The organism is Roseateles puraquae (assembly GCF_002205845.1).
Classification (GTDB): Bacteria; Pseudomonadota; Gammaproteobacteria; order Burkholderiales; family Burkholderiaceae_C; genus Pelomonas; species Pelomonas puraquae.
This window is the reverse complement of record NZ_NISI01000011.1, coordinates 88,124-112,312: the sequence shown is the minus strand read 5'-3', so window position 1 is coordinate 112,312 and position 24,189 is coordinate 88,124. Positions and strand designations below refer to the sequence as shown.

The 24,189-nt window shown below is 70.7% G+C and carries 21 protein-coding genes and 1 pseudogene; 16 read left to right on the top strand and 6 right to left on the bottom strand.

Annotated features, from left to right (window positions below; genetic code table 11):
* Window positions 1–169 precede the first annotated feature (169 nt).
* On the top strand, window positions 170–403 hold the full coding sequence (locus tag CDO81_RS22030) for a hypothetical protein (protein WP_088485458.1): 234 nt from the start codon (window positions 170–172) through the stop codon (window positions 401–403).
* Window positions 404–427: 24 nt separating this feature from the next.
* On the opposite strand, the gene CDO81_RS22025 is transcribed toward CDO81_RS22030, so the two are convergent.
* Window positions 428–1,708 (bottom strand): MFS transporter, encoded by a 1,281-nt coding sequence (locus CDO81_RS22025; protein ID WP_088485396.1) that lies wholly within the window; start codon window positions 1,706–1,708, stop codon window positions 428–430.
* A 49-nt stretch (window positions 1,709–1,757) separates the two neighbouring features.
* On the opposite strand from CDO81_RS22025, the gene CDO81_RS22020 reads away from it, so the two are divergent.
* Window positions 1,758–2,234, top strand: coding sequence for a MarR family winged helix-turn-helix transcriptional regulator (locus CDO81_RS22020; protein WP_088485395.1), 477 nt, complete (start codon window positions 1,758–1,760; stop codon window positions 2,232–2,234).
* 260 nt (window positions 2,235–2,494) lie between these two features.
* Here the strand turns inward: CDO81_RS22020 and CDO81_RS28235 are convergent, their stop codons facing one another.
* Window positions 2,495–2,902: a Fic family protein gene (locus CDO81_RS28235; protein WP_241517096.1), complete on the bottom strand. Its 408-nt coding sequence runs from the start codon at window positions 2,900–2,902 to the stop codon at window positions 2,495–2,497.
* On the opposite strand from CDO81_RS28235, the pseudogene CDO81_RS28910 reads away from it, so the two are divergent.
* From CDO81_RS28910 to CDO81_RS21990, 6 genes and pseudogenes are all read left to right on the top strand, one after another.
* Window positions 2,855–3,082, top strand: a pseudogene (locus CDO81_RS28910) (hypothetical protein); the annotation flags it as partial. The gene CDO81_RS28235 and the pseudogene CDO81_RS28910 overlap by 48 nt on opposite strands.
* A 67-nt stretch (window positions 3,083–3,149) precedes the next feature.
* On the top strand, window positions 3,150–5,459 hold the full coding sequence (locus CDO81_RS22010; RefSeq protein WP_144397355.1) for a DUF5682 family protein: 2,310 nt from the start codon (window positions 3,150–3,152) through the stop codon (window positions 5,457–5,459).
* Entirely contained in the window at window positions 5,456–6,577 is a 1,122-nt protein-coding gene (locus tag CDO81_RS22005) for a VWA domain-containing protein (protein WP_088485392.1), read from the top strand. Before CDO81_RS22010 ends, CDO81_RS22005 begins: the two co-directional genes overlap by 4 nt.
* A complete protein-coding gene (locus CDO81_RS22000; protein ID WP_088485391.1) occupies window positions 6,574–7,377 on the top strand; it encodes an SWIM zinc finger family protein in 804 nt (267 codons plus the stop codon). The genes CDO81_RS22005 and CDO81_RS22000 overlap by 4 nt, the downstream gene beginning before the upstream one ends.
* Window positions 7,301–8,665 carry a hypothetical protein gene (locus tag CDO81_RS21995; protein WP_088485390.1) on the top strand — a complete coding sequence of 455 codons (1,365 nt, stop codon included), beginning with the start codon at window positions 7,301–7,303 and terminating at the stop codon, window positions 8,663–8,665. Before CDO81_RS22000 ends, CDO81_RS21995 begins: the two co-directional genes overlap by 77 nt.
* 334 nt (window positions 8,666–8,999) lie before the next feature.
* A complete protein-coding gene (locus tag CDO81_RS21990) occupies window positions 9,000–10,874 on the top strand; it encodes a phosphoenolpyruvate carboxykinase (GTP) (RefSeq protein ID WP_088485389.1) in 1,875 nt (624 codons plus the stop codon).
* 75 nt (window positions 10,875–10,949) lie between these two features.
* On the opposite strand, the gene CDO81_RS21985 is transcribed toward CDO81_RS21990, so the two are convergent.
* From CDO81_RS21985 to CDO81_RS21970, 4 genes are all read right to left on the bottom strand, one after another.
* Window positions 10,950–11,165: a hypothetical protein gene (locus CDO81_RS21985; protein ID WP_088485388.1), complete on the bottom strand. Its 216-nt coding sequence runs from the start codon at window positions 11,163–11,165 to the stop codon at window positions 10,950–10,952.
* A 142-nt stretch (window positions 11,166–11,307) separates the two neighbouring features.
* Window positions 11,308–13,053, bottom strand: a complete 1,746-nt coding sequence (locus CDO81_RS21980; RefSeq protein WP_193466529.1) for a coagulation factor 5/8 type domain-containing protein — start codon at window positions 13,051–13,053, stop codon at window positions 11,308–11,310.
* Window positions 13,054–13,160: 107 nt separating this feature from the next.
* A complete protein-coding gene (locus CDO81_RS21975; protein WP_088485387.1) occupies window positions 13,161–13,703 on the bottom strand; it encodes a DUF924 family protein in 543 nt (180 codons plus the stop codon).
* A complete protein-coding gene (locus CDO81_RS21970; RefSeq protein ID WP_088485386.1) occupies window positions 13,700–13,921 on the bottom strand; it encodes a hypothetical protein in 222 nt (73 codons plus the stop codon). The genes CDO81_RS21975 and CDO81_RS21970 overlap by 4 nt, the downstream gene beginning before the upstream one ends.
* A 124-nt stretch (window positions 13,922–14,045) precedes the next feature.
* Here CDO81_RS21970 and CDO81_RS21965 point away from each other — a divergent pair, with 124 nt between their 5' ends.
* From CDO81_RS21965 to CDO81_RS21930, 8 genes are all read left to right on the top strand, one after another.
* Complete coding sequence (locus CDO81_RS21965; RefSeq protein ID WP_158218380.1) at window positions 14,046–14,816, top strand: CPBP family intramembrane glutamic endopeptidase; 771 nt, start codon at window positions 14,046–14,048, stop codon at window positions 14,814–14,816.
* A 48-nt stretch (window positions 14,817–14,864) separates the two neighbouring features.
* On the top strand, window positions 14,865–15,758 hold the full coding sequence (locus CDO81_RS21960) for an AAA family ATPase (protein ID WP_088485384.1): 894 nt from the start codon (window positions 14,865–14,867) through the stop codon (window positions 15,756–15,758).
* A gap of 19 nt (window positions 15,759–15,777) precedes the next feature.
* The gene (locus CDO81_RS21955) at window positions 15,778–16,956 is read left to right on the top strand and encodes a vWA domain-containing protein (RefSeq protein WP_241517094.1); all 1,179 of its coding nucleotides are present in this window, start codon (window positions 15,778–15,780) and stop codon (window positions 16,954–16,956) included.
* Window positions 16,957–17,071: 115 nt separating this feature from the next.
* Window positions 17,072–17,395, top strand: a complete 324-nt coding sequence (locus CDO81_RS21950) for a BON domain-containing protein (protein WP_088485383.1) — start codon at window positions 17,072–17,074, stop codon at window positions 17,393–17,395.
* Window positions 17,396–17,480: 85 nt separating this feature from the next.
* Window positions 17,481–18,047, top strand: a complete 567-nt coding sequence (locus tag CDO81_RS21945; RefSeq protein WP_088485382.1) for an SRPBCC family protein — start codon at window positions 17,481–17,483, stop codon at window positions 18,045–18,047.
* Between the two features lie 209 nt (window positions 18,048–18,256).
* Window positions 18,257–19,342 (top strand): acyltransferase family protein, encoded by a 1,086-nt coding sequence (locus CDO81_RS21940; protein WP_088485381.1) that lies wholly within the window; start codon window positions 18,257–18,259, stop codon window positions 19,340–19,342.
* Between the two features lie 80 nt (window positions 19,343–19,422).
* On the top strand, window positions 19,423–21,402 hold the full coding sequence (locus CDO81_RS21935; protein WP_088485380.1) for a ferritin-like domain-containing protein: 1,980 nt from the start codon (window positions 19,423–19,425) through the stop codon (window positions 21,400–21,402).
* Window positions 21,383–24,184, top strand: a complete 2,802-nt coding sequence (locus tag CDO81_RS21930; protein ID WP_088485379.1) for a PAS domain-containing hybrid sensor histidine kinase/response regulator — start codon at window positions 21,383–21,385, stop codon at window positions 24,182–24,184. The genes CDO81_RS21935 and CDO81_RS21930 overlap by 20 nt, the downstream gene beginning before the upstream one ends.
* The last annotated feature ends 5 nt before the right edge of the window (window positions 24,185–24,189 follow it).

Sequence of the window (24,189 nt, the reverse complement as noted above, 5' to 3'; positions counted from 1 at the left end):
CGGCTCCTTGGATCGGCTCCTCAAGATCGGCGGATTGTGGCGGCAGGTGCCCACTGCGCGTGTGAACGCAACCCGCCGGCCAGCGCCTGCCGTGGTGAGTCAAAACGTCCAATACCCAGCCGGCGTGTTTGTGGTCAAGATGCCGGCTTGCGTCATGGCCGGGAATGCTCTGGTGGATTGGGTTCTAGTCGTCTTCGTTCTGTTCAAGGGCGCCGTGTTCGCCGCGGGGATGTACTTCGCCATCAAGTGGCACTTCGACCGCGAGAAGCAGTGGGCCGACCGCGGCGCGCTGCTGCGCATGGGCGCCAAGTTCGCGGTCGCCTTCGTGCTGCTGCTGGTGGCCGTGCTGGCGCTGACCTTCGGCGTCGCCCGGGCGCTTGGCATGGACTTGAGCCTGCCTTGACGCCCGGCGCCCCGGCCGCGTCTGTCAGGCGGCGGCCGGCGCCGCCCGGCGGATGCGCATCACCAGCACTGCCGCCACCAGGCAGGCCGCACCGGCCGCAAACAAGGCCGGGTTGTAGGTGAGCAGCAGGGTGCGCGTGAGCCCCGCGCCGTAGGCCGCCGCGGCGGCACCCAGCTGGTGGGCGGCAAACACCCAGCCGAACACCAGCCCGGCCTTCTCCTTGCCAAAGGCCTGCGCCGCCAGCTTGACCGTGGGCGGCACGGTGGCGATCCAGTCGAGCCCGTAGAACATCGCGAACAGCGACAGGCCGTAGAGCGTGAACGTCGAATACGGCAGCCAGAACAGCGACAGGCCGCGCAGCGCGTAGTACCAGAACAGCAGCTTGCGGTTGTCAAAGCGGTCCGACAGATAGCCCGACAGCGTCGTGCCCACCAGGTCGAAGGCGCCCATCATCGCCAGCACCGACGCCGCCGGCACGGCCGTCAGGCCGTTGTCGCCGCACAGCGAGATGAAATGCGTCTGCACCAGGCCGTTGGTGCTCAAGCCGCAAATGAAGAAGGTGGCCGCCAGGATCCAGAAGGTGCGGTGCCGGGCCGCCTCGGCCAGCACCCTGAACGGCGCACGAAAGTCCAGCGGCGCGGCCACCAGCGGCGCCTCCAGCGGAGCATCCGCCGGCTCGCCCACCGGCCGCAGGCCCACGTCGCGCGGCTGGTTGCGCACGAACAGCAGCGCCATCACCGCCACCGCGATGCACGCCACCACCACCGGCAGCACCGCATAGCGCCAGCCCAGGTGTTCAATGATCCAAGCGGCCGCCGGCAGGAAGATCAGCTGCCCCGTGGCCGCACTCGCGGCAAACAGCCCCACCACCAGGCCGCGGTGCTGCGTGAACCACCGGTTGGCCACCATCGCGCCCAGCACCAGCGCCGTCAGCCCCGTGCCGCACCCCAGCACCAGGCCCCACAGCACGAACAGCTGCCACAACTGCGTGACCTGCGTCGCCAAGCCCATGGCCATCGCGATGAAGCTCGCCGCCACCACCATGATGCGGCTCAGCCCGAAGCGCGCGATGAACAGCGCCGCGAAGGGCCCGAGCAGGCCGAACAGCGCAAACCGCACCGCGAACACCGACGCCAGCTGATCCGTCGACCAGCCGAACTCCCGGCTCAGCGGCTGCAGCATGGCGCCGGGCAGGCCCAGCGCCGCCGACGTGGTCAGCATCGCCAGGAAGGTGACGGCCGCCACCACCCAGCCGTAATGAACACCACGCCGGCCCAAGGCCCCGGCCAGTTGTTGAGCGATCATGGGCACGCCTTAAAGTTGTAGCTGCAATCATTGTAGATACAATGATTCAATGCTCCCAGCCAAGCACGCCCTTTCCGCGGCCGAAGCCACAGCGCCCAAAGGCTGCAGCAGCCTCAAGCTGCGCCAGCTGTCACGACGCGTGAGCCAGCTGTTCGATGCCGAGGTCAGCAGCGCGGGCCTCAAGACCACGCAGTACTCGCTGCTCTCCCACATCGTGCGCCTCGGCCCCGTGCGCCCCGGCCAACTGGCCGCCGTGATGGAGATGGACGCTTCCACCCTCACCCGCAACCTGCAGCCCCTGATCGCTCAAGGCTGGGTCGAGGTAACCCCCGGCGACGACGGCCGCAGCCGGCAGGTCGACGCCACCCCAGCCGGCAAAGCCATGCAGGCCCAGGCGCGCAAGGCCTGGCAGCGGGCGCAGCAAGGGTTCAACGAGCGCATGGGGCCTGAGCGGGTGGCTCGGCTGCATGCGGTGATTGATGAGTGCCTGGGGCTGCTGAATGAGGTGGGGGAGGGGGAGGCGTGAGGCGGGGCGGGTTGACGAGGAGAGCCGTCAACGACAGTGATGTTCGTCCGGGTCAGCAGCCAGGCAGTCCGCGAGTGGCTCAAGCCTGTTCGCAGGCGATCTTTATGTGGTCTTGCTGGCGCCCTGACTGATTTCGAACAGGCTGCCCTTTGGGTACCGTCACCCAGCCGAGATCCGCGCCACTGCAATGGAACTAGGCCGAACGCCCCCTTCGGAAGTTCGATCTGCCACCGGGGCCGTTGGGCCGCAGAGGTCTCGCCTTAGTGCCGCTTCAAGCGAGACCGTAGCGCCGCCTCCAGGACGCGCGAATGCCCGGCCGCTGCGCAACGCACCGCGTAGTACAGCTCGCTGCGACTGAGGCTCGACCAGTCCAGCACAAACCCTTGGCGTTCGCAGAGTGCCGTTGCGAACGCCATCGCAGTACGCCGGTTGCCGTTCAGGAACGGATGGATGCGCAGGAAGTCCATGAACAACGTCGCCACGCGAGCCGCCAGTCGACCCGCATCCGCTTCGGCCCGCATGGCGGCGACGTTGTCAAACAACTCTTGCATCGCTTCCGGAATCTGCTGCCAAGCCAGCAAAGCCGCGGTGCCGTGCAGGTTGATTTGGCGGTAGGTGCCATGGAACGGCGACCCAGGAGCGCCGAGGCTGCGATGACCGTCCAACACCGCAGCCAGGCTGGGCTCAGGAATCTTTGGCGGCTCGAGGCTGCCTCCGCCGATGAGGCCGCCAATGAAGCCATCGTCGTCACCGACCGCAAGGACCTGCAAGGGCAGTTGTCGGTCACCGCCACGCTGACCGGCGAGGTGGTGGAGGTGGCCGAGAGCGCCAACGGCGTGAAGGCGCTGGCGCGGCGCAAAGGGCCGGGGCTGATCTTTGCAACGATCCAGAAATACCGTGACCCCGATACGGCCGGTGTCGACGGTGCTCGTGGAAGGGCCGCGCAGCTTCACGCGGCTGGTCCCGCAGCTCACGCATGCGCAGGCCCGCATGCCGCTGGCGGTCTACGGCTACTGCGTGTTCAAGGCGCAGGGCGAGCGGCCTGCGCGCCGGTATGCGGCCTACTACCCGTTCTGCGACCACTCGCCCGAGCTGGTCGCGCTGCGCCACGCGGCGACGCACGGGTTGCCGGCCCGCTTCATCGACCTCGACGTGGCCGAGCAGGCCAGCCTGGACCCGCAGGAGCATGACGATGAGCTCGCCCGCTCCGGCCCGGACGAACGCCATCTGCAGCGCAGCCAGTACCTCGCGCACCTTGCCCGCCAGCTCGGCTGCCGCGACCACGAGGAGCTGTGGGAACACCTCTTCGAGGCCCCGGCGCTGACGCGCGGCACCACGGCGCACATGGCCGACCTCGTGGCCTACTGCCAGCTCTCGCGCAGCGAGCACACCGAGGACGAGCTGCGCGCCGACGGCACCCTCGCCCGTGAGGCCGAGATGGCGGCGGCCGTCCGCGAGGCGCTTGCCGAGCGGTCGCCCGGCGCGGGCCCGGTGCTGGCCGTCGTCGGTGGCTTCCACGCGGTCGTGCTGCCCGCGCTGGTGGCGGCCGGCACGAAGCGGCCGACGGTCCAGACGGCGGCCATCGGCGACCAGGCCTCAGCTCTCATCCGCTATGGCCTGGACCGGCTGGATCGCCTCAACGGCTACGGCGCCGGCATGACCTCGCCGGCCTGGCACCAAGGCCTGTGGGAGCGCATGCTCCAGCGCGACAAGGCCGGCGTGACGCTGGGTGCGCGTCTGCGCCAGGAGCAGACGCTCGCCCTGCTGTTCGACATCGCCGCCGAGCTGCGCGAGAAGCACCGGCTGCCACTGCCTATGCCTACGCTCGCTGCGGCCTACGAGCAGGCCCTGCGCCTGGCCGCGCTGCGCGGGCGCGACGCGCCCTTGCGCGAGGACCTGCTGGATGCCGTGACGAGCTGCTTCGTCAAGGGCGAGCTCGACGCCGAGGGGATGCTGGTGCTGGCCGTCACGCGCCGCCGCCTTGCAGGGCAGGCCGTCGGCCAGGTGCCGCCCGGCACCGACCGGCCACCGCTGCTGCGCGACTTCGAAGCCCGCGCGCGCCGCCAGCGCCTGAAGATCGACGACCCGAAACCGCGCCGCCTCGTGCTGGACCTCTACCGCCGCCCCGATCACCGCCTGACCAGCCGGCTGCTGCATGGCGTGACCCTGCTAGGCGTGCCGCTCGCGACGCGGGTGTCGGGGCCGGACTTCGCCAACGGGCTGGGCCTGGGCAAGCTGCAGGAGCAGTGGGAGTACAGCTTCTCGGCGAGCACCGAGGCCGCCCTCATCGAGGCCTCGGTCTACGGCACGACGCTGCCGCTGGCCGTGGCGCAGCGCTTCGAGGCCCGGCTGCAGCGCCTCGTCGACGGCGATGAACCGCGCCATGCCGGTGCGGCGGCAGCATTGCTGGTGCAGGCTTGCGTGCTCGGGCTGCATGACCATGTCCGGCGCGTCATGGCGACGCTGGTGCAGGTGGTCGCGGAGGACGCGGCCTTCGAGTCCGTCGCCACCGCCTGCAGCGTGCTAGGCCTGCTGTGGGAGTCGCGCGAGCCGCTGGAGGCCCGTGCCTTGACCGAGGTACCGGCGCTGCTGGCATCGAGCTACCAGCGCGCCCTCTTTCTCGGTCGCAGCCTGCAGGGGGCGGCGGGCGACGGCAGCGGGCTCATCGAGGCGCTGTCACGGCTGCGCGAACTGCTGATCAGTGCGGCTGGCCAGGCGCTGGACGCCGGCCTGTTCTGGGACCTGCTCGACCACCTGCAGGCCCGGCACGACCTCGCCCTCATCCGCGGGGCAGCCGCCGGTCTGCGGCACGGCGCTGGCCGGCTGGACGAGGCGGGCCTGCAGACCGTGCTGGCGGGGCACCTGCAAGGCGGCGTCACGCCGGTCGAGGCCGTGGCCTTCCTGCGCGGGCTGCTCAGCACTGCACGCGAAGCCGCCTGGCAGCAGCCGCGCCTGCTCGACACGCTCGATGCCCGGCTGCGCGAGTGGGACGAAGCGGCTTTCGTCGCCGTGCTGCCCGAGCTGCGCCTGGCCTTCGCCGAGATGACGCCCAAGGAGACCGACCGCATTGCCCAGGCGGTGGCCGGCCTGCACGGCCAGGGCGATCTCGGCCGCCTGGTACGCCACGACCTCGATGCTGCCGAGGTGCAGGCCCACGTTGCGCGCTCCGCGCAGCTGCTGGCGCGCCTGCGCGCGGATGGCCTGTCCGGATGGCTGCAGTCATGAGCACCTTGAACCGCTGGCGCCTCGTGCTCGGCCGATACGCCGAGCGGTCCCTGAGCCCGCAGGGCCTGCAGGGGCAGGACAAGCGGCGCGACCTCGCGCTGGACCAGCTCTATGGCCGCGAGTACCAGGGCCGCGGCCTGCGCGAGGACGGCGAGCGCGGCCCGGGTTCGCTGGACGCTTCGCAGCCCCACCTCGTCACCTGGCTCGGCGAGGTGCGGGAACTCTTCCCGCGGGACACCGTCGAGATCATCGAGAAGCATGCGTTGGACCGTTACGGGCTCACGCAGCTCGTCACCGACCCGCAGACCCTGGAACGACTGGAGCCCAACCAGCAGCTGTTGCGCACCCTGCTCACGCTGCGCGGCCACCTGCATGGCGATGTGCTGCAGCTGGCCCGGCGCATCATCCGCCAGGTGGTGGACGAGCTGCGGCGCCAGCTCGAAGCCGAGGTGCGTCAGGCGCTGTCCGGCCGCCTGAACCGCAACCGCCATTCGCCGATGGCCGTCGCGCAGAATTTCGACCCGCGCGGCACGCTGCGCGCCAACCTGAAGCACTACGACACCGAGCGGGCGCGCCTCGTCGTCGAGCAGATCAAGTTCTTCGAACGCAACAGCCGCCGCCTGCCCTGGGACATCATCCTTTGCGTCGACCAGAGCGGCAGCATGGTGGACTCGGTCATCCACAGTGCGGTCATGGCCGGCATCTTCGCGGCGCTGCCGGCCTTCCGCGTGAAGCTGGTGCTGTTCGACACCAACGTCGTCGACCTCAGCGAGCATGCCGACGACCCCGTCGAGGTGTTGATGCAGGCCCAGCTCGGCGGTGGCACTGACATCGGCAAGGCCGTGCGCTACTGCAGCCAACTCGTGGACGTACCGCACCGCACGGTGCTCGTGCTCGTCACCGATTTCTGCGAGGGCGCGGCGCCGTCGGAGCTGGTGCGTGCCGTGCGCCAGCTGGCCGAGGCACGCGTGCGCATGCTCGGCCTCGCGGCGCTGGACGGCAATGCCCATCCGGTCTATGACCGGCAGATGGCCGAGCGTCTCGCGGCCTGCGGCATGGAGATCGCTGCGCTGACGCCGCAGCGGCTGGCGCAGTGGCTGGTCAAGGTGATCTCATGAGCCGCCTGCTTGCGCAACTGCAGGAGCAACTGACCCGCTTCGACGATGAGGGATTTGCCGCGCTGGCCAACCGAGGCCTGCTGCGCCGCGCGCAGAAGGACCTGGAGCGGCTGGCCGTTGAGATTGAGCAGCAGAGCGACACCGAGGTTGTCGTCAAGGTGGGTGAGCAGCACATCCGCTTTGATGCCCGCGGTCCGGCGCAGGCGAGCTGCGACTGCCCGGCCGCGGGTGTGTGCCAGCACATCCTGGCAGCGGCCATCGGCCTGAAGCAGCGGGCCGGCGAGGCGCCCGCACCCGTTGAAGACCCGCTTACGCCCTTGCGAGAGAACTTGCTCGCCATCCCGACAGCGGAGCTGGTCAAGCATGCCGGCAAGGCCGGCTATCGCTGGGCGTGGCAGTACCTGCACGATCTCGCCGAGGGCGAGGCGCTGCAGGTGACCGGCGAGAAGCATCTCGTGCTCGCGCTCCAGCGCCCGCGTCTAACTCTGCGCTACATGGGCGGCGGCCTGGCGAACCTGATCGCCGATGTCGAGCTGCCGCAGATCGAGAAGTACCGCGTCGCTGCCGTGCTGGCCTTGCGCCGCGCACTGGGGCAGGACGTGGCGCCGCCGGAGCCGGCAGCTGCGCCGCGCACGCAGGCGCTCGATCTAGGCGCTCGATCTAGGGGCGGACCATCAGCTCGCGGGGAGCGGTGCCGCGGCGCTGGAGGTCTCGCGGCAGCGCTTGCGGGAGAGTGCGCGGCGGCTGTTCGGCGAGTCGGTCGAGCTCGGGCTGGCGCACCTGTCGAGCGGCATGCATGAGCGCTACACCACGCTCGCCGTCTGGGCGCAGGGGGCCGAGTACCACCGCCTTGCGTTGCTGCTGCGCCGCATCGCCGACCACATCGAGTTGCTGCTGGACCGTGCCGGCGGGGCCGACGAGCACCGGCTCCTGGACGAGATCACGCTCTCCAACGCGCTGGTCGACGCGCTGGAGGCGGCCGCTGCCAGGGGCCTGGCGCCGACGGAGCTGCTCGGTCGTGCGCGCACGCGCTACGACGAGACCGGAGCGCTGGAAGTGCTGGGGCTCGGGGCTCGGCCCTGGCGCTCTGCCAGCGGCTATCTGGGCTTGACGATGCTCTTCTGGTCGCCACGCGACGGCTTCATGTCATGCACGGACGCCCGGCCGGAATCGCTGCGCGGCCTCGACCCCATCGCCCGCTACAAGGCGTCTGGCCCCTGGAGCGGGCTCGGTGCGCCGCAACGCGCCACGGGCCAGCGCCTGTCGCTGGTCGGCGCGCACCTCAACGAAGCCATGCGCCTGTCGGCGCGCGACAGCACCAGCGCCACGGTCCTGCCTGCCGATTCGGCCGCCTGGTCTGCGAGTCAGCTCAAGCCCTGGACGCGCTGGGCTGACCTGCTCGCAGCTCGCGGCGCGCAGCGCAGCCTGCTGTCGCGCGCCTCGCCGATGCAGGACTGGGTGTTCCTGCAACCCAGCCGCGTCGGCCCTTGCCGCTTCGACGACGCTCGCCAGGCGCTGATCTGGCCGCTGTGGGATGCCGACGGCGCCGCGCTGATGGCCGAGCTGCGCTTTGACCGCTTCACCGAGCATGCGATGGAGCGCATCGAGGCGCTGCCGGCAGGTGAGGTGAGCGACGGCCTGTTGCTGGTCGCGCAGCTGCAGCAGGTCGCAGGCGCTGTGGTAGCCGAGCCCCTGAGCTTGATCCGCCCGCAGGCGACGCCGCCGGTGGATGCGCTCTTCTTCGACGCCAACCTCGCCGGCGGGGGGCTGCTCGCTCGCTGGCGGCAGGCCTGGGCAGCGCTGGGCTCCGCGCCTGCTGCGGCAGTCGGCACGAGCACAGAGTCTTCAGCCCTGGCCGAGGTACGCCGAAGCCTGCAGCAGCTCGCCGAACGCGGCCTGCCCGCCGAAAGCCCCGGCGGTTGGCCCGCACAACACCAGCGTCTTCTCGACCAAGCCAGTGCTGCTGGCCTCACGGCATTTGCTGCACTCAAGCCGCTCGACCGGGGCGGCGAGGCCTTGCTGCGGATGAACCATCTGCGTCTGACCTATGAGGCACTCTCGGGGCGAGAGATTGACCCGCTGGAGTGATGCCGCCGGGGCGAGCTGCAGCGCCCGGTTGGCGACAACGGAGTTGGCACCGACTGAAGTTCGGCCCCCAGGGGCGTCATGACCTTGCCCGAAAGTCCCCCAAAGTTGCGTCGAATTACACACCCCCTTCGCGTAAACCCGAGCCCCACTTCGCCACCGGCGTGAGCCGTAAGCCCGCGCCGGCATAGTGTTATTCCGGTTTTGCATGACCCACACGAGCCGGGTGGTTACGGCGTGATTACATTGGATTCGACAATCCACCCTCTCAGGCGCGGTGTGCTTGGGCCAGCCGCTCGGTTGCCCCAAACACATTCCCATGATTGGAGCTTTCGCCATGAACCAACCCGCCATGCAGGGCCTGCGCCTGAGCCTGCCTGCCTATGTGAAACACGCCCGGCTGATTGCCTGGGTGGCCGAGATTGCGGCGCTGACCGAAGCGGCCGACGTCTACTGGTGTGACGGCAGCACCGACGAGTACCACCGCCTGTGCGAGCAGCTGGTGGCCGCCGGCACGTTCAAGAAGCTCAACCCCGCGCTGCGCCCGGGCAGCTTCCTGGCCAACTCCGACCCGAGCGACGTGGCCCGCGTGGAAGACCGCACCTTCATCTGCTCCGAGAAGAAGGAAGACGCCGGCCCCACCAACAACTGGATGGCGCCGGCCGCCATGCGCGAGCTGCTGCAGACGGGCGCGCAGGCCCTGTTCAAGGGCTGCATGCGCGGCCGCACGCTCTATGTGGTGCCGTTCAGCATGGGGCCGCTGGGCTCGCCCATCGCGCACATCGGCGTGGAGCTGAGCGACAGCCCCTACGTGGCCGTGAACATGCGCACGATGACGCGCATGGGCCGCGCGGTGATCGAGCTGCTGGGCACCGACGGCGAGTTCGTGCCGTGCGTGCACACCGTGGGCGCGCCGCTGGCGGAGGGCCAGACGGACGTGGCCTGGCCGTGCAACCCGACCAAGTACATCGTGCACTACCCCGAGACGCGCGAGATCTGGAGCTACGGCTCGGGCTACGGCGGCAATGCGCTGCTGGGCAAGAAGTGCTTTGCGCTGCGCATTGCCTCCACCATGGGCCGTGACCAAGGCTGGCTGGCCGAGCACATGCTCGTGCTGGGCGTGCAAAGCCCCGCCGGCAAGAAGTACCACGTGGCAGCCGCCTTCCCGAGCGCCTGCGGCAAGACCAACTTCGCGATGCTGATCCCGCCCAAGGCTTTCGCGGGCTGGAAGATCACGACCATCGGCGACGACATCGCCTGGATCAAGCCCCATGCGGATGGCCGCCTGTACGCCATCAACCCCGAGGCGGGCTACTTCGGCGTGGCACCGGGCACCAACGCCCACACCAACCCGAACTGCATGGCCAGCCTTGAGCGCGACGTGATCTTCACGAACGTGGCGCTGACCGATGACGGCGACGTGTGGTGGGAAGGTATGACGGACACCCCGCCCGCCCACTGCATCGACTGGCAAGGCAAGGACTGGACGCCCGAGATCGCCAAGACCACCGGCGCCAAGGCTGCCCACCCCAACGCCCGTTTCACGGTGGCCGCCACCAACAACCCCGCGCTCGACCCCGCCTGGGATGACCCGGCCGGCGTGCCCATCGACGCCTTCATCTTCGGCGGCCGCCGCTCCACCACGGTGCCGCTGGTGACTGAGGCTCGCGACTGGACGGAAGGCGTCTACATGGCCGCCACCATGGGCAGCGAGACCACCGCCGCGGCCGCCGGCCAGCAGGGCGTGGTGCGCCGCGACCCGTTCGCGATGCTGCCCTTCATGGGCTACAACATGAGCGACTACTTCCAGCACTGGCTGGACCTGGGCGCCAAGCTGCAGGCCCAGGGGGCCAAGCTGCCGGCCATCTACTGCGTGAACTGGTTCCGCAAGGGCGCCGACGGCAAGTTCGTCTGGCCGGGCTACGGCGAGAACATGCGCGTGCTGAAGTGGATGCTGGACCGCCTGGAAGGCAACGGTGGCGGCGAAGAACACGTGTTCGGCGTGACGCCCGGCTATGGCGACCTGAACTGGGACGGCCTGGCCTTCTCGCGCGAGCAGTTCGACACCGTCACCCGCATCGACGCGGCCGAATGGCAGGCCGAGCTGAAGCTGCACGACGAGCTGTTTGCGCAACTCGCCCACCACCTGCCCGCCGCGCTGCCTGCCGTCAAGGCACGCATCGAGGCACGCCTGGCCAAAGAGCTGGGCTGAGCACCAAGTTCCCTTCGACCTTTCCGGTGACACACCTTGACGGGCGCCTTCGGGCGCCCGCTTTTTTGCGTGCAATCAGCGGCGGCCGAACACCAGCAGCAGGCCGCCGATGGCGATGGCGCCCACGCCCAGCCACACCGGCAGGTTGACCTGCTCCTTCTCCTTGGCCGAGACCTCCAGCGAACCGACCTTCAGCACCGTCTGGTCCTTGGTGTAGCTGAAGCCGCCCATCGCAAGGCTGGCCGCGCCGACGACGAGCAGCAGGATGGCAACGATCTTGGTGGCGCCCATGGCGACCTCCTGAGGTTGAGAGGCGCTCAGGCTAAGGCCGCAGGGCTGTGACGAAAGGTGACGGACGGCGCAAGCCGCTGTCGGACAAGGCCGACAACCGCCGTCGCACCTCAGCGCGCCTCAGCCGGGCCTCAGCCGGGCTTCAAGGCCAGGCCTTCAGCGTTGCCGTGTTGCTGCCGCCCCGGCAGCGCGCCGGCTCACCCGCGTCGTTGATGATGCGTTCGATGCTGCCCTTGTCCACGAGGCAGACGGTGATCATGTGCTGAAAGCGCACGCCCGGCGCCCGCGGCGCCTCGATGGCCCGGTCCAGCACCACGCCCGGCTGCAGGAACACGCTGTAGATGCCCAGCCCCCAGGCTTGGTGCCGCGTCACCGCCGGGTCGACCAGGTAGGACGGGTGGCCGCGGCCGGTGGGGCTCTGCCACGCGGCTTGCGTGGGCGGGTCATAGGGCAGCTCCGACTGGTAGAAGTACACCCGCCCGCCATTGCCACGCCAGACCACCTGCGCCTGCTGGAAGTGCTCGACGAAGAGGCCGTAGACGGTCACGTCCTCGGCCTCCACCCAGAGGCCGTGGGCCGACGGGTTGCTGTCCCAGCCCACGCCCTGGCCATGATCGGCGCGCCACAGCCAGGTGTGATCGACCAGCGTGTCGTGCGCATGGATGCGCAGCGCCGTGTGGACCTGCCCCGGCGCGGCACCGCCGATGCGGAAGAACAGGTCATGCAGCACGATCGGGTCAGCGCGATGGCGCTGGCGGCTGCCCGGCTCGCCCACGGCCATCAGCACGCCCGAGTCCTGCAAGCCGGCGTCGAGGAACAGGCCCGCCACGGTCAGCCCGTCGACATCGGCCGTCTGCACCAGGGGCTGGCCGTTGTCGGAGCGCAGCGTGGGCAGGCCGATGCCCAGCACCACGGTGCCGGGGCGGGTGATGCGCAGGGTCTCGGTGAGCAGGTACTCGCCCGGCGTGAAGAGCAGATGCTTGCCCGCGGCCAGTTGCGCGTTGAGCGCCGCCGCGGTGTCACCGGGCCGGGCGATGTGAAAGCGCGAGATCGGCAGGGTCCGCCCCGGTTCGATGCGGCCGCCCGCCCAGGACACACCTACGCTGTTGCGCTTGAGGGCCGGCACCCGCACCGCGTAGGCGCCCTTGGCGTCGATGAAGAGGTAGGGCTTCTCGCGCACGAGGGGCGTGCGCTCGACCTGGGTGAAGCGCTGCCCGGGCGTCGGGAATTCGCCCGCGGGCGGGTTGCTCACGCCGACGAACACCATGTTCCAGTTGGACCCCGTCCACCGGCCCCAGGCGCTGTTGCGCGACAGCCATTGCTGCTGGGTGGCCGAGTTGACGACGCCGTCCACCTTCACGTCGGCGAACCACCCGCCGCTGGACCAGCCCTCGCGCTGGTTCAGCCGCATATTGCCGCGCACGTGCATGCGCCGGAACGGGATGGCCTGCGACACCGCCCACTGCAGCGTGTTGTCGCCGATGCCGAGCGTGGGCGTCACGGAAAAGTTCTCGGCGCCACGCCAGAAGTTCTGCGTCGCGTTGTCGTTCTCCAGGAAGGCGGTGGAGCGCAGGTCGCCGATGACGTGCACCTCGTCCGGATGCTGGCCCAGGCCCAGCACCTGCGTGAAGAAGCCCACCGGGATGCGCAGGTCGCGGTAGGTGCCGGGCTTGAGCAGGATGGCGTCACGCCGCGGGCCGAAATGGTTGGTCTGCTGCGCCGCGTAGATGTCGTCGATGCGCTGCTGGATGCCAGGCATGCCGGGCGCCAGCACGTGCACGTGGGGCCCGAAGTCGGGCTCGGCAGCCTGCGCCGGCAGTGCGGCCACGGCACCGGCCAGCATCAAACCCAGCCACGCGCCGGGACGGCGATCTGTCCTGCCTTGCATGCTTGTCTCGTCCTTGCCGGCTTGAACGCCGGATGGTTTTGGAATCGGTTCCAAACCGATTGGAACATGCGCGTCAGACCGCGGGATTCAGGGTTAGTCCGACGGGTTCAGAAGCTCGACCCGGGTTCCTTCAGGAAAGCCTCTTCCTCCGCCGTGGAGGTGCGCCCCAGGATGGCATTGCGGTGCGGATACCGGCCGAAGCGGTCGACGATGGCCTTGTGCCTGAGCTCGAACTCGTGCGTGTGCGCGGGTGTGCGCTCGCGCATCAGCGGCTCGGCCCAGGCATGGATGGCACGCGACTCGCTGTGCATGCAGGGCATGTACAGGAAGGCGCGCTGCTCCGCCGGCAGCGCCAGGTCCGCGCCGGCCGCAACTGCTTCCTGCGCCAGGGCCAGCGCCAGCGGGTCCGCCGAGAAGGCGTGTGGCGTGCCGCGGAACAGGTTGCGGGCGAACTGGTCCAGCACGATGACCTCGGCCAGCCGGCCCTCCGGTGTGGCGCGCCAGCTGAAGAGCTCGCAGCGCCGGGCGGCGTCGTGCAGCGGCGCAAAGCGATCGGCGACCTGCGCGTCGAAGGCCGGGTCGACCTTCCACCACTGGGCCGGGCGAGTCTGCACGAACCAGAAGTCGAGCACCTCGGCCACGGCGCTCATCGCTTGCGCCCGCCCAGCACCAGCAGCAGGCCGCCCGCGGCGATCGCCCCCACGCCGAGCCACACCGGGAGCTTGACCTCTTCCTTCTCCTTGGCCGAGAGCTCCAGCGGGCCGAGCTTCACAACCGTGCTGTCCTTGGTGTAGCTGAAGCCCCCGGTCGCGAGGCTGGCGGTGCCGGCAATCAGCAACAGCACGCCGAGGATTCGTGTGAAGTTCATGGCAAAACGCCCGGTAAGCCTGGGAGCCGCCAGCTTAGGGCATGGCACTGCCGCGCGGGCCGTTAGAGTCGCGGCCATCGAGAACAGGGAGGAGGACGCCGCCGCGCCGCGTCCGTGCCGAGCCATGCCGCAACCGCGCGACACGTTTCCGAATGCCTTCGAGGCCGCCTTCATGGTGGCCTTTCTGTTCGTGCTGGAGTTCGTCATCGGCAGCGCGCTGTATGACGCGCGCTCGCTGCTCGGCATCCCGGTCGACGACCTGATGAGCCTGGCCCTCGTGCTGGGCAACGGGGTGCTCATCACCACCACGCTGCAGCTGACGCAGCTCAGCTATGGCCAGCTCTTGCATCCGTCGAGCCAGTCGCCCCAGGCCGTGATGGGCCTGTTGGCCCTGCCCTTGCTGTGCCTGCTGCCGGGGCTCTATGTGGCGATGGGGGTGGTGGACATGCTGGTGGTCGCCGTCTTCCCGATGTCGACGGCCGATGTGGCGATGTTCGACCGCATGAGCGCGCACACGCCCATCACGGTGCTGATGGTCTGTGTCATCGCGCCGCTGGTGGAGGAGATGCTGTTTCGCGGCCTCATCCTGCGCAGCTTCCTGCGTCAGTACCCGCGAGGCCATGCCATCCTGGGCAGCGCCCTGCTCTTCGGTGCGGCCCATCTGAACGTCTACCAGTTCGCGGCGGGCACCCTGATCGGCTTGCTGCTGGGCTGGCTGTACGAGCGCACCCGCTCGCTGTGGCCCTGCATGGCGCTGCACGCGGCCTACAACCTGAGCGTGACCTGGGGCGACGGCCTGCAGGCGCTGTCATCCCTGCAGTGGGGCCTGGCGCTGGTGCTGCCGGTGTTCGGCATCGTCATGCTGGGCCGACTGCTGCCGCCGCCCCGCGACTGAGGCACGGGCCGATACTCGGGCTCCTCCGGTTCACGAGGGCCCGCCCACATGACGCCGTCCCCGGCCAGCATCGACGCCACCGCCACCGCGCTGCAGGCGCAGGGCTACCTGCCTTCACGCGAGCTGGCCACCGCCGCCTTCCTCGCGCTGCGCCTGGCGCGCCCGCTGCTGCTGGAGGGCGCACCCGGCACCGGCAAGACGGCCATCGCCAGCGCGCTGGCAGCTGCGCTGCAGCGGCCGTTGATCCGCCTGCAGTGCTACGAAGGCCTCGACCTCGCCAGCGCCGCCTACGAGTGGAACTACGCGCGGCAGATGATCGAGATCCGGCTCGCGCAGGCGGGCGGCGCGCAGCGCACGGCTGACGAGCTGTTTGCGCGGCGCTTCCTCATCGAGCGGCCGCTGCTGCAGGCCCTGACCACCACGCCAGCCCCCGTGCTGCTGATCGACGAGCTCGACCGCGCCGATGCGCCCTTCGAGGCCTTCCTGCTGGAGTTCCTGGCCGACTTCCAGCTCACCATCCCCGAGCTCGGCACGATCACCGCCGCGACACCGCCGCTGGTGGTGCTGACGAGCAACCGCAGCCGCGAAATCCACGACGCCGTGAAGCGCCGCTGCCTCTACCACTGGCTCGACTACCCCGACGCCGACCGTGAGCTGGCCGTGCTGCGCGCCCGGCTGCCGGGCATCGACGCCCAGCTGGCGGCGCAGGTGGTGGCCTTCGTGCAGGGCCTGCGCCAGCTGGACCTTTACAAGCTGCCCGGCCTGGCCGAAACGCTGGACTGGTCGCGCGCCCTCGTCGAGCTCAACGCGGTGAGCCTGGACCCGGCGACCGTGCAGTCGACCCTGGGCGTGCTGCTGAAGTACCAGGACGACATCGCCCGCGTGCAGGGCAGCGAGGCGGCCCGGTTGCTGGCCGAGATGCGCCAGGTGGCGCGGGGCTGACCCGCCAGGAGCGCGCCGGGTGGACCATCTCGCGGCCAACCTGATGCACTTCGGCCGCGTGCTGCGCACGGCCGGCCTGCCGGTGGGCACCGACCGCCTGCTGCTCGCCGCGCAGGCCCTGCAGGCGGGCGCGCTGGCGTCGCGGCAGGACTTCCGCGCGGCGCTGGCCGCCTGCCTGGTGGACCGGCCCGAACACCGGCCGCTGTTCGACCAGGCCTTCCACGTGTTCTGGCGCGACCCCGATCTGCTGGGCCGCATCATGGCCCTGCTGCTGCCGCAGGCCGAAGGCCGCGCCAGCGCACCGCCCCCGCCCGAGAACCGCCGACTGGCCGAAGCGCTCTTCCCCGCGCCCGCCCCCGAGCCCGCGCCGGCGGCGGAGCAGGTCAGCGTGGACGCGCGGCTGGCCGTCAGTGACCGCGAGCTGCTGCAGCGGCGGGACTTCGACACCATGACCGCCGCCGAATGGGCGGCCGCCCGGCAGGTGCTGGCCGCGATGCAGCCCGTGCTGGCGCGCCAGCTCACCCGCCGCAGCACACCCGCCGCGCGCGGTCACATCGACTGGCGCGCCAGCCTGCGCGCCGAAGCCCGGCATGACCTGGCCCCACCGGCCCACCAGCGCCCGCGCAGCCGATCACGGCCCCTGGTGCTGCTGGCCGACATCTCCGGCTCGATGGGGCGTTACTCGCGCGTGCTGCTGCACCTCGCGCAGGGGCTGCTGAACCCCGGCGGCGGGCTGCGCGAGCCCCCGGTTGTGGAAGTGTTCGTGTTCGGCACCCGGCTCACGCGGCTCACCCGCCAGCTGCGCAGCCGCGACCCTGACGTGGCGCTGGCCGCCGCCTCGGCCGCGGTGCCCGACTGGGCCGGCGGCACGCGCATCAGCGCCAGCCTGCGGGCCTTCAACCGCGACTGGGCCCGCCGCGTGCTGGGCGGCGGCGCGGCCACGGTGCTGCTGGTCACCGACGGCCTGGAGCGCAACGACGACCCCGATCACCCCGACGTTGGCGCCCGCGCGCTGGCCGCCGAGGCCGAACGGCTGCGGCTGTCCTGCCGCGAGCTGATCTGGCTGAACCCGCTGCTGCGCTTCGACGGCTTCGAGCCCCGCGCCGCCGGCGTGCGAGCCCTGCTGCCCGAAGTGACTCGCCATCTGCCGGTCCACAACCTCGACAGCCTCGCGCAGCTGCTGGCCGCGCTGCGCTGAGCCGTCGTCCTACAGGCCCGTGGCGTGCCGGCCGGTGCGGGTCAACGGACAGCGTCATTAGATTTCGGACTCAGCGACGCGCATCCGGCGCGTCCCCGCACTGAAAGGACCTCCCATGAAGCTCTCCAAGCTCGCCGCCCTCGCCGTCATCGGCGCCCTCGCCGCCCCGCTGGCCAGCCAGGCCCAGGACACCAAGCCCGCCGGCACCGCCAAGGTGTGGGTGAAAGACTCGGTCGTGACGACCAAGATCAAGGCCCAGCTCGCCGCCAGCAAGGTCAGCTCGCTGGCCAAGGTCCACGTCGACACGGACGCCGACGGCTGGGTGCAGCTGACGGGCAAGGTCGCGACGCAGGCCGAGAAGGACCGCGCCGAGTTGATCGCCAAGGCGGTGGACGGCGTGAAGTCGGTCGACAACCAGCTGACGGTCACCGGCAAGTAAGTCGCCCCCCGGCCCCTGCCCAAGGCCCGCCGGCCATGCCGCGCGGGCCTTGGCTTTTGCGGCGGGCGGCAGTCAGAATCGCCGCATGAACCTCACCGGCCAGCAAGTCCTGCCCGTCACCCAGGCCGAGGCCTGGGCGGCCCTGAACGACACCGCCATGCTGCAGGCCGCCGTGCCGGGCTGCGAGGCGATCACCGCGACGGGCGAGCACAGCTTCGAGGTGCTGATGGCCGTGTCCGTCGGCCCGGTCAAGGCGAAGTTCAAAGGCAAACTGCAGCTGTCCGACCTGAACCCGCCGCAGAGCTACCGGCTCAGCTTCGAAGGCTCGGGCGGAGCCGCCGGCCACGGCAAGGGCAGTGCCGAGGTCACGCTGCAGGCCCTGGCCCCGCGCGAGACCCAGCTCGCCTACACCGTGACGGCCAGCGTGGGCGGCAAGCTGGCCCAGATCGGCTCGCGGCTCGTGGACGCCGCGGCCCAGAAGTTGGCGGAGGACTTCTTCGCGCGCTTTCGCACGGCGCTGCTGCAGCGCCACCCGGCGGCGGCTGATCCGGCCCCCACCGAACCCGCCACCGCAGCACCGGGGCCATCGCCATTGCCATCGCCCGGCTTGTTCGCCCGTCTGCTGGCCTGGCTGCGGCGTCTGGCGGGCTGAACCCGTGTCGAGGGTGTCGCCAGGCTTGCAAAGTCTTGCAAAGGGCTGGCGCGAGATCGTGACCACCTGAAACGGTGGGGTTTTCCATGAGTTCCGGTCAGTAGAATTTCACATGTCTGACACCACGGGCCTGCGCGAGCGGGCCCGTTGTCTTTCAAGCGTTCTTTCCGCCCCCCTGTTGCCCCGAGCTCCGGCCCCGAGACTGGCCCATGTCGTCGTCCCTTTCCCGTCGCCTGCCCCACATCGATGCCCTGAAAGCCCTGGCTGCCCAGGTCATCGTGCTGCACCACCTCGTCAGCTACGGCCCGATCGCAAGGGCGGCTCACGAGCTGCTGCCGGCGCTGTCCGGCGCGCTGCACCAGTACGGGCGCATGGCGGTGCAGGTCTTCCTGGTGGTGGGCGGCTACCTGAGTGCGCGTGGCCTGTCGCCGCGCGGCCAGGCCCTGCAAGCCGGCCTGCCCGAGCTGCTGTGGCGGCGCTACCTGCGGCTGGTGCTGCCCTTCCTCGCCGCCCTGACGCTGACGCTGGGCGCGTGCAGCCTGATCGCGTCGTCCTGGCCTGAGCTGGTGCCGACCGACATCACGCTCGGCCAGCTGTTCGCCCATGCCTTGCTGCTGCACGACGTGCTCGGCTATGAGGCGCTCACCGTGGGCGCCTGGTACGTGGCCATCGACCTGCAGCTGTTCGCGCTGCTGGCGGGGCTGCTGTGGCTGGCGCGGCGCGGCTGGCATCACCCGAGCCGCCTCGTGGTGGGGCCGGTCCTGGTGGCCGGCATGGTGCTGGCCTCGGCCTTCGTCTTCAACCGCCAGTCAGCGCTGGATGCCTACGCGCCCTACTTTTTCGTCTCCTATGGCCTGGGCGCGCTGGTGCACTGGCTGGGCTTGTGGCGCCACCGTCGCGCCGGTCTGGTGTTGCTGACCGTCGCCATGGCGGCCGCGCTGGCCGTGGCCTGGCGCGACCGCCTCGCGCTGGCCCTGGTGACGGCGCTGTGGCTGGCCTGGGCCCAGCAGCGCCACGCCGAAGGCCGGCCGGTGGTGCCTGCGGCTGCAGCCCACGCGCTGGCCCGCGCGGCCACGCCGTCGTATGCCCTCTTCCTGCTGCACTTCCCGGTGCTGCTGCTCACCAATGCGCTGCTCGCCCAGCTGCCCGGTGCCACGCCAGAGGTGGGCGCCGTGATGCTGCTGGGCACCTGGCTGCTGGCCAACTGCCTGGCCGTGCCCTTCCACCGCTGGGTGGAAGCTCCCGCCGCGCGTTTCGACCCGCTGGCCTGGCTGCCGCGCCTTCGCACTGCCTGACAACCCCGGGGTGGCCTGCCCCGGCTGCGTGCTAATGTCGCGCGCAACCGGCCCCAGGGCCCGCACCAGGACGCGCTCCCATGACGACTGCCCCCGCCTCGCCGAGTCGCGAACAGCTGCTGCACAACCTCTACGAGGCCGCCGAGCTGGAGCACAACCTGATGTGTACCTACCTCTACGCAGCCTTCAGCCTGAAGCAGGGTGAAGCCGAAGGGCTGTCGGCCGGCGAAGCCATCGCCGTGGCCCGCTGGCGGCGCGAGATCATCGCGGTCGCCGTCGAAGAGATGGGCCACCTGGTCGCGGTGTGGAACATCACGGCCGCCCTCGGTGGCGCGCCGCGTCTGGGCCGCGGCAACTTCCCGCTCGACCCCGGCTACCTGCCGGCCCGCGTGGTCGTGAAGCTCGCGCCCTTCAACGACGCCACGCTGCAGCACTTCATCTACCTGGAGCGCCCCGAGCAAAGCGACGAGGCCGACGGCGACGGCTTCGCGGCGGAGCGGTTGTTCACCCGCGGCACCGACGCCAAGCGCCTCACGCCGATGGCGCGCGACTACGACACCGTCGGCCACTTCTACGCCACGCTGAGCGCCGACCTGCGCGCCTTCGTGGCAGAGCATGGCGAAGACGCCGCCTTCTGCGGTGACCGCTGGCTGCAGCTCGGGCCCGAGGAGCTGACCCTCGGCGGCGCGCGGCATGTGTTGTGCAGCAAGACGGCCTTGGCCGCCTTCGATGCCATCGTGCGCCAGGGAGAAGGCGCGCCCAGTGACAGCGAGCAGTCCCACTACCAGCGCTTCGCCGCCATCCGCACCGAGCTGGCCGCGCTGCGTGCGGCCAACCCCGGCTTCGATCCCGCGTGGCCGGCCGCCACCAACCCGGTGCTGCGCCGCCCGCCGCGCCCCGAGGGCCGCGTGTGGCTGGAGAACCCGGCCGCCGCCGAGACCGTGGACGTGGCCAACGCCAGCTATGGCTTGATGCTGCGCCTCCTGGCCCAGAGCTACCTGATGCCCGGCCCCAGCGCCGAAAAGAGCCTGCACGTGGATCTCGCGGTCAGCCTGATGCGGGCCTTCACGCCGCTGGCCGAGCATGCCGCCCGCCTGCCCGCGGGTGACAGCCACCCCGGCTGCCACGCGGGCGTGAGCTTCACGGCGCTGCGCGACACCGCCGCCATGCCGCCGGGGCCTGCCGCGCGGCGCTTCGTGATCGAGCGCCTGGCCGAGCTCGCGCGCAGCGCCGCCGCGCTGCACGACGACCAGGGCGCCGAACGCACCGGCCAGGCCGCACGGCTTCTGAAAGCCCTGCAGGAACGCGCCGAGCGCGGGCTGGACCTGAACACGCCGTTCAACGCCCCGGCGCCGGCCGTCGCCCCGGCGGCGGCAGCACCCGCGGTCGCCGCCCCGCCGACCGAGACGGTCGACGGCATCGAGGTCGTGCAGGGCGAAAAGCTCGAGCTGCGTTTCGAGGCCAAGCGCTGCATCCATGCGCGCTTTTGCGTGACCGGCGCGCCGCAGGTCTTCCTGGCCAATGTGCAGGGCCCGTGGATCCACCCCGACGCGATGCCGGTGGAGCGCCTGGTGGACATCGCCCATGCCTGCCCCTCGGGCGCCATCCAGTACCGCCGCAAGGATGGCGAGGCTGACGAGGCGCCGCCGCCGGTCAACCTGCTGTCGGTGCGCGAGAGCGGGCCTTACGCGCTGCGCGGCGAGCTGAGCCTGCGTGGCGAGCCCCTGGGCACGCGCGCCACGCTGTGCCGCTGCGGCGCCAGCAAGAACAAGCCCTTTTGCGACGGCAGCCATCACGACATCCACTTCGCCGCCACCGGCGAACCGGAGACCGGCCTGCTGGGCCTGCCCACCGACATGCCGGCCCGCCGCTCAGGCCCGATCGCCATCGAACCCGAGCCCAACGGGCCGCTGCAGCTGCGCGGCATCGTCGAGGTGCTGAGCGGCACGGGCCGCATGGTCTGCCGCGTGTCGCAGGCCCGGCTGTGCCGCTGCGGTGGCAGCCAGACCAAACCCTTCTGTGACGGAACCCACGCGCGCAATGGCTTCACCGCGGATTGACACGCCCGGCAGTCCGCAGGCCCTGCAGGACAAGGCCGCCAGCACGCTGGTCTGGATCGTCAGCTGCGTCGGCCTGATCGCCTTCGTGGTGGGCTGCGTGATGGCGGGCCTGGCGGGCATTGCGCCCTGGCAGAGCCAGCGCGTCAACATCGGCGCGATGCTGCTGGCCCTGGGGGGCATCGCCGCGCTACTGCGCCGCCATGACCACACGCGCTCGGCCATGACGGTCGTGCTGGCCGGCACGCTGCTGGTGCTGGTGGGCAATGCGGCGCAGGCGGGCCTGGGCGTGCACACCTTCTCGCTGGCCGCCGGGCCGCTGCTGGTGGCGGTGGCCGGCGGCGTGGCCGGCAATGCGGCCGCCTGCGCGCTGGCGCTGCTGCATGTGCTGGCCATCTTCCTGCTGGCGGTGCTGGAGACGCAGGGCATCATCCCGGGGCGCGGCGGCGTGATGCAGCCGACGCTCGAAGGTCGCGTCAGCGCCCACCTGCTGCTGACCGTGGGCGGCCTGGCCTCGGCCCTGCTGCTCAACCGCATCCTGGGCGCAGCCCTGCGCCGCGCCATCGGCGAGGAGGCCCGGCTGGCCCGGCTGGTGCAGGCCGCCAACAACTGGGCGTGGGAAGCGGACGCGCGGTTTCGCATCACCCATTTGTCGGAGGAGTTCGAGACCCTGTCGGGCCACAAGCGCGAGGACTTCCTGCGCCTGGGCGAACCCGGGGGCGCCACGCTGGTGAGGGACGCCGAATTCCAGGCCCTGCTGGAGGACGTCCGCGCCAAGCGCCCCTACCGCGACCGCATCAATGGCTTTCGCGCCCCGGACGGCCGGCTGCTATGGATCCTGGGGTCGGGCGAGCCAGTCTTCGATGCCGCCGGCCACCACATCGGCTGGCGTGGGGTCAGCCACAACATCACGGGCGAGCGGCTCGCACTGCAGCAGCACCAACGCACCGCCGCCATGCTGGACCGCGTGCTGCGCGCCAACCCCGACGCCATCTGCGTGGCCCAGGCCAGCACCGGCCGCATCCGCTTCGCCAACTCGGGCTTTTGCGCGCTGGTGGGCCAGCCGCGCGAGGCGCTGATGGGCCGCTCGGGGGTGGAGCTGGGCATCTGGCCCGATGCCCGTGAGCCGCAGCGTCTGGCCGAGGCGCTGGCAGGTTCGGGCCTGGTGCGGGACTTCCGTTCCGCCATCGTCGTCAGCGGCGAATGGCGCGACCTGCTGCTGTCGGCCGCCTCACTGGACTGGGAGGGCGAGCCGGCCATGATGCTGATCGCCCGTGACATCACCGAACACGAGCGCGACCGCATCGAGACCGAGGCCATCCTGGAGCACGCCAGCGTGGGCATCGCGCTGACGCGTGACGGCCGCTTCGGGCGGGTGAACCGCCATTGGCAGGACATCTTCGGCGGCATCGAGCCGCAGCTGGCCGACGGCCAGCCCGAGCTGCCCGCGGCGCAGGAGATCGCCCAGTCCGCGCTGGCCTTCGAGCGCGAGTTCCTGCGACCCGACGGCCGGCGCATCACCGTGCAGTTCAACGCCCGCGGCCTGCCGGGCTCGCTGCCCGGGCGCCACGAAGCCACAGCGGACCACCCCACGCTCTGGGTCGCCGAGGACGTGACCGAACGCCGCCGCCAGGAAGCCGAACTGCAGGCCGCCAAGCAGCAGGCCGAAGGTGCCAGCCACGCCAAGAGCGCCTTCCTCGCGACCATGAGCCACGAGATCCGCACGCCGCTCAACGGCGTGCTCGGCCTGGCGCGGCTGCTGCAGCAGGGCGGGCCTGACGAACGCCAACCCCAGTACATCGCGCATCTCGTGGCGGCGGCCGAATCGCTCAATGAGATCGTGTCCAACGTGCTCGACCTCTCCAAGATCGAGGCGGGTCACCTGGAGCTGGAGAAGATCGAGTTCGACCTGCACGCGCTGGCCCAGGCCAGTTTCGAAGGCTGCGCAGCGCTTGGCCGCGAACGTGGGCTGGACATGCAGATCGAGCTCGAACCCGGGCTGCCGCGCCTGGTCATCGGCGACCCGCTGCGGGTGCGGCAGATCATGGCCAACTTCCTGGTCAATGCGCTCAAGTTCACCGAACGCGGCCACGTGCGGCTGAAGCTCTCGGCAGCGGGCGAGGGGCGGGTGCGCATCGTCGTGCAGGACAGCGGCATTGGTGTGCCGCCGGAGCTGCAGCACCGCCTCTTCCGCCCCTTCGCCCAGGCGGACGACTCCACTACCCGGCGCTTCGGCGGCACCGGGCTGGGCCTGTCCATCTGCCGCGAACTGGCCTCGCGCATGCAGGGCCGCGTGGGCGTGCAAAGCGACGGCCACAGCGGCTCCAGCTTCTGGGCCGAGCTCGCCCTGCCCACCGCGCTGACGGCGGACGACACCGCCGCGCGCATGCGCATCCCGGCGCCGCCGCGCTACCCGCTGGCGGGCCAGCGCCTGCTGGTGGCCGAAGACAACCCGGTCAACCGCCTCATCATCACGGCACTGCTCCAGCGCCTGGGCGCCGAAGTGGTGGAAGCCGAAGACGGCGAAGCCGCCATCCGCCTCGCACGCGACCAGGCGACTCGGCTGGACGGCGTGCTGATGGACCTGCACATGCCCAAGGTCGACGGCCTGAAGGCCACGCAGCTGCTGCGCGCCGACCCGGCCACCGCCCGCCTGCCCATCCACGCCTTCACCGCGGCCGTGCTCGACCAGGAACGCCAGGCGGCTCTCGCCGCCGGCATGGACGGCTTCATCGCCAAGCCCGTGGCCGAGGCGGAGGTGATCCGGGTGCTGGGCCGGGCCTGAGGCCG

Bases quoted from the DNA above. Each gene is read 5' to 3' on its own strand.
- CDO81_RS22025 (WP_088485396.1), bottom strand. From the start codon at position 1,708: ATGATCGCTCAACAACTGGCCGGGGCCTTGGGCCGGCGTGGTGTTCAT.
- CDO81_RS22020 (WP_088485395.1), top strand. From the start codon at position 1,758: ATGCTCCCAGCCAAGCACGCCCTTTCCGCGGCCGAAGCCACAGCGCCC.
- CDO81_RS22005 (WP_088485392.1), top strand. From the start codon at position 5,456: ATGAGCACCTTGAACCGCTGGCGCCTCGTGCTCGGCCGATACGCCGAG.
- CDO81_RS22000 (WP_088485391.1), top strand. From the start codon at position 6,574: ATGAGCCGCCTGCTTGCGCAACTGCAGGAGCAACTGACCCGCTTCGAC.
- CDO81_RS21990 (WP_088485389.1), top strand. From the start codon at position 9,000: ATGAACCAACCCGCCATGCAGGGCCTGCGCCTGAGCCTGCCTGCCTAT.
- CDO81_RS21985 (WP_088485388.1), bottom strand. From the start codon at position 11,165: ATGGGCGCCACCAAGATCGTTGCCATCCTGCTGCTCGTCGTCGGCGCG.
- CDO81_RS21980 (WP_193466529.1), bottom strand. From the start codon at position 13,053: ATGCAAGGCAGGACAGATCGCCGTCCCGGCGCGTGGCTGGGTTTGATG.
- CDO81_RS21975 (WP_088485387.1), bottom strand. From the start codon at position 13,703: ATGAGCGCCGTGGCCGAGGTGCTCGACTTCTGGTTCGTGCAGACTCGC.
- CDO81_RS21970 (WP_088485386.1), bottom strand. From the start codon at position 13,921: ATGAACTTCACACGAATCCTCGGCGTGCTGTTGCTGATTGCCGGCACC.
- CDO81_RS21965 (WP_158218380.1), top strand. From the start codon at position 14,046: ATGCCGCAACCGCGCGACACGTTTCCGAATGCCTTCGAGGCCGCCTTC.
- CDO81_RS21960 (WP_088485384.1), top strand. From the start codon at position 14,865: ATGACGCCGTCCCCGGCCAGCATCGACGCCACCGCCACCGCGCTGCAG.
- CDO81_RS21950 (WP_088485383.1), top strand. From the start codon at position 17,072: ATGAAGCTCTCCAAGCTCGCCGCCCTCGCCGTCATCGGCGCCCTCGCC.
- CDO81_RS21945 (WP_088485382.1), top strand. From the start codon at position 17,481: ATGAACCTCACCGGCCAGCAAGTCCTGCCCGTCACCCAGGCCGAGGCC.
- CDO81_RS21940 (WP_088485381.1), top strand. From the start codon at position 18,257: ATGTCGTCGTCCCTTTCCCGTCGCCTGCCCCACATCGATGCCCTGAAA.
- CDO81_RS21935 (WP_088485380.1), top strand. From the start codon at position 19,423: ATGACGACTGCCCCCGCCTCGCCGAGTCGCGAACAGCTGCTGCACAAC.
- CDO81_RS21930 (WP_088485379.1), top strand. From the start codon at position 21,383: ATGGCTTCACCGCGGATTGACACGCCCGGCAGTCCGCAGGCCCTGCAG.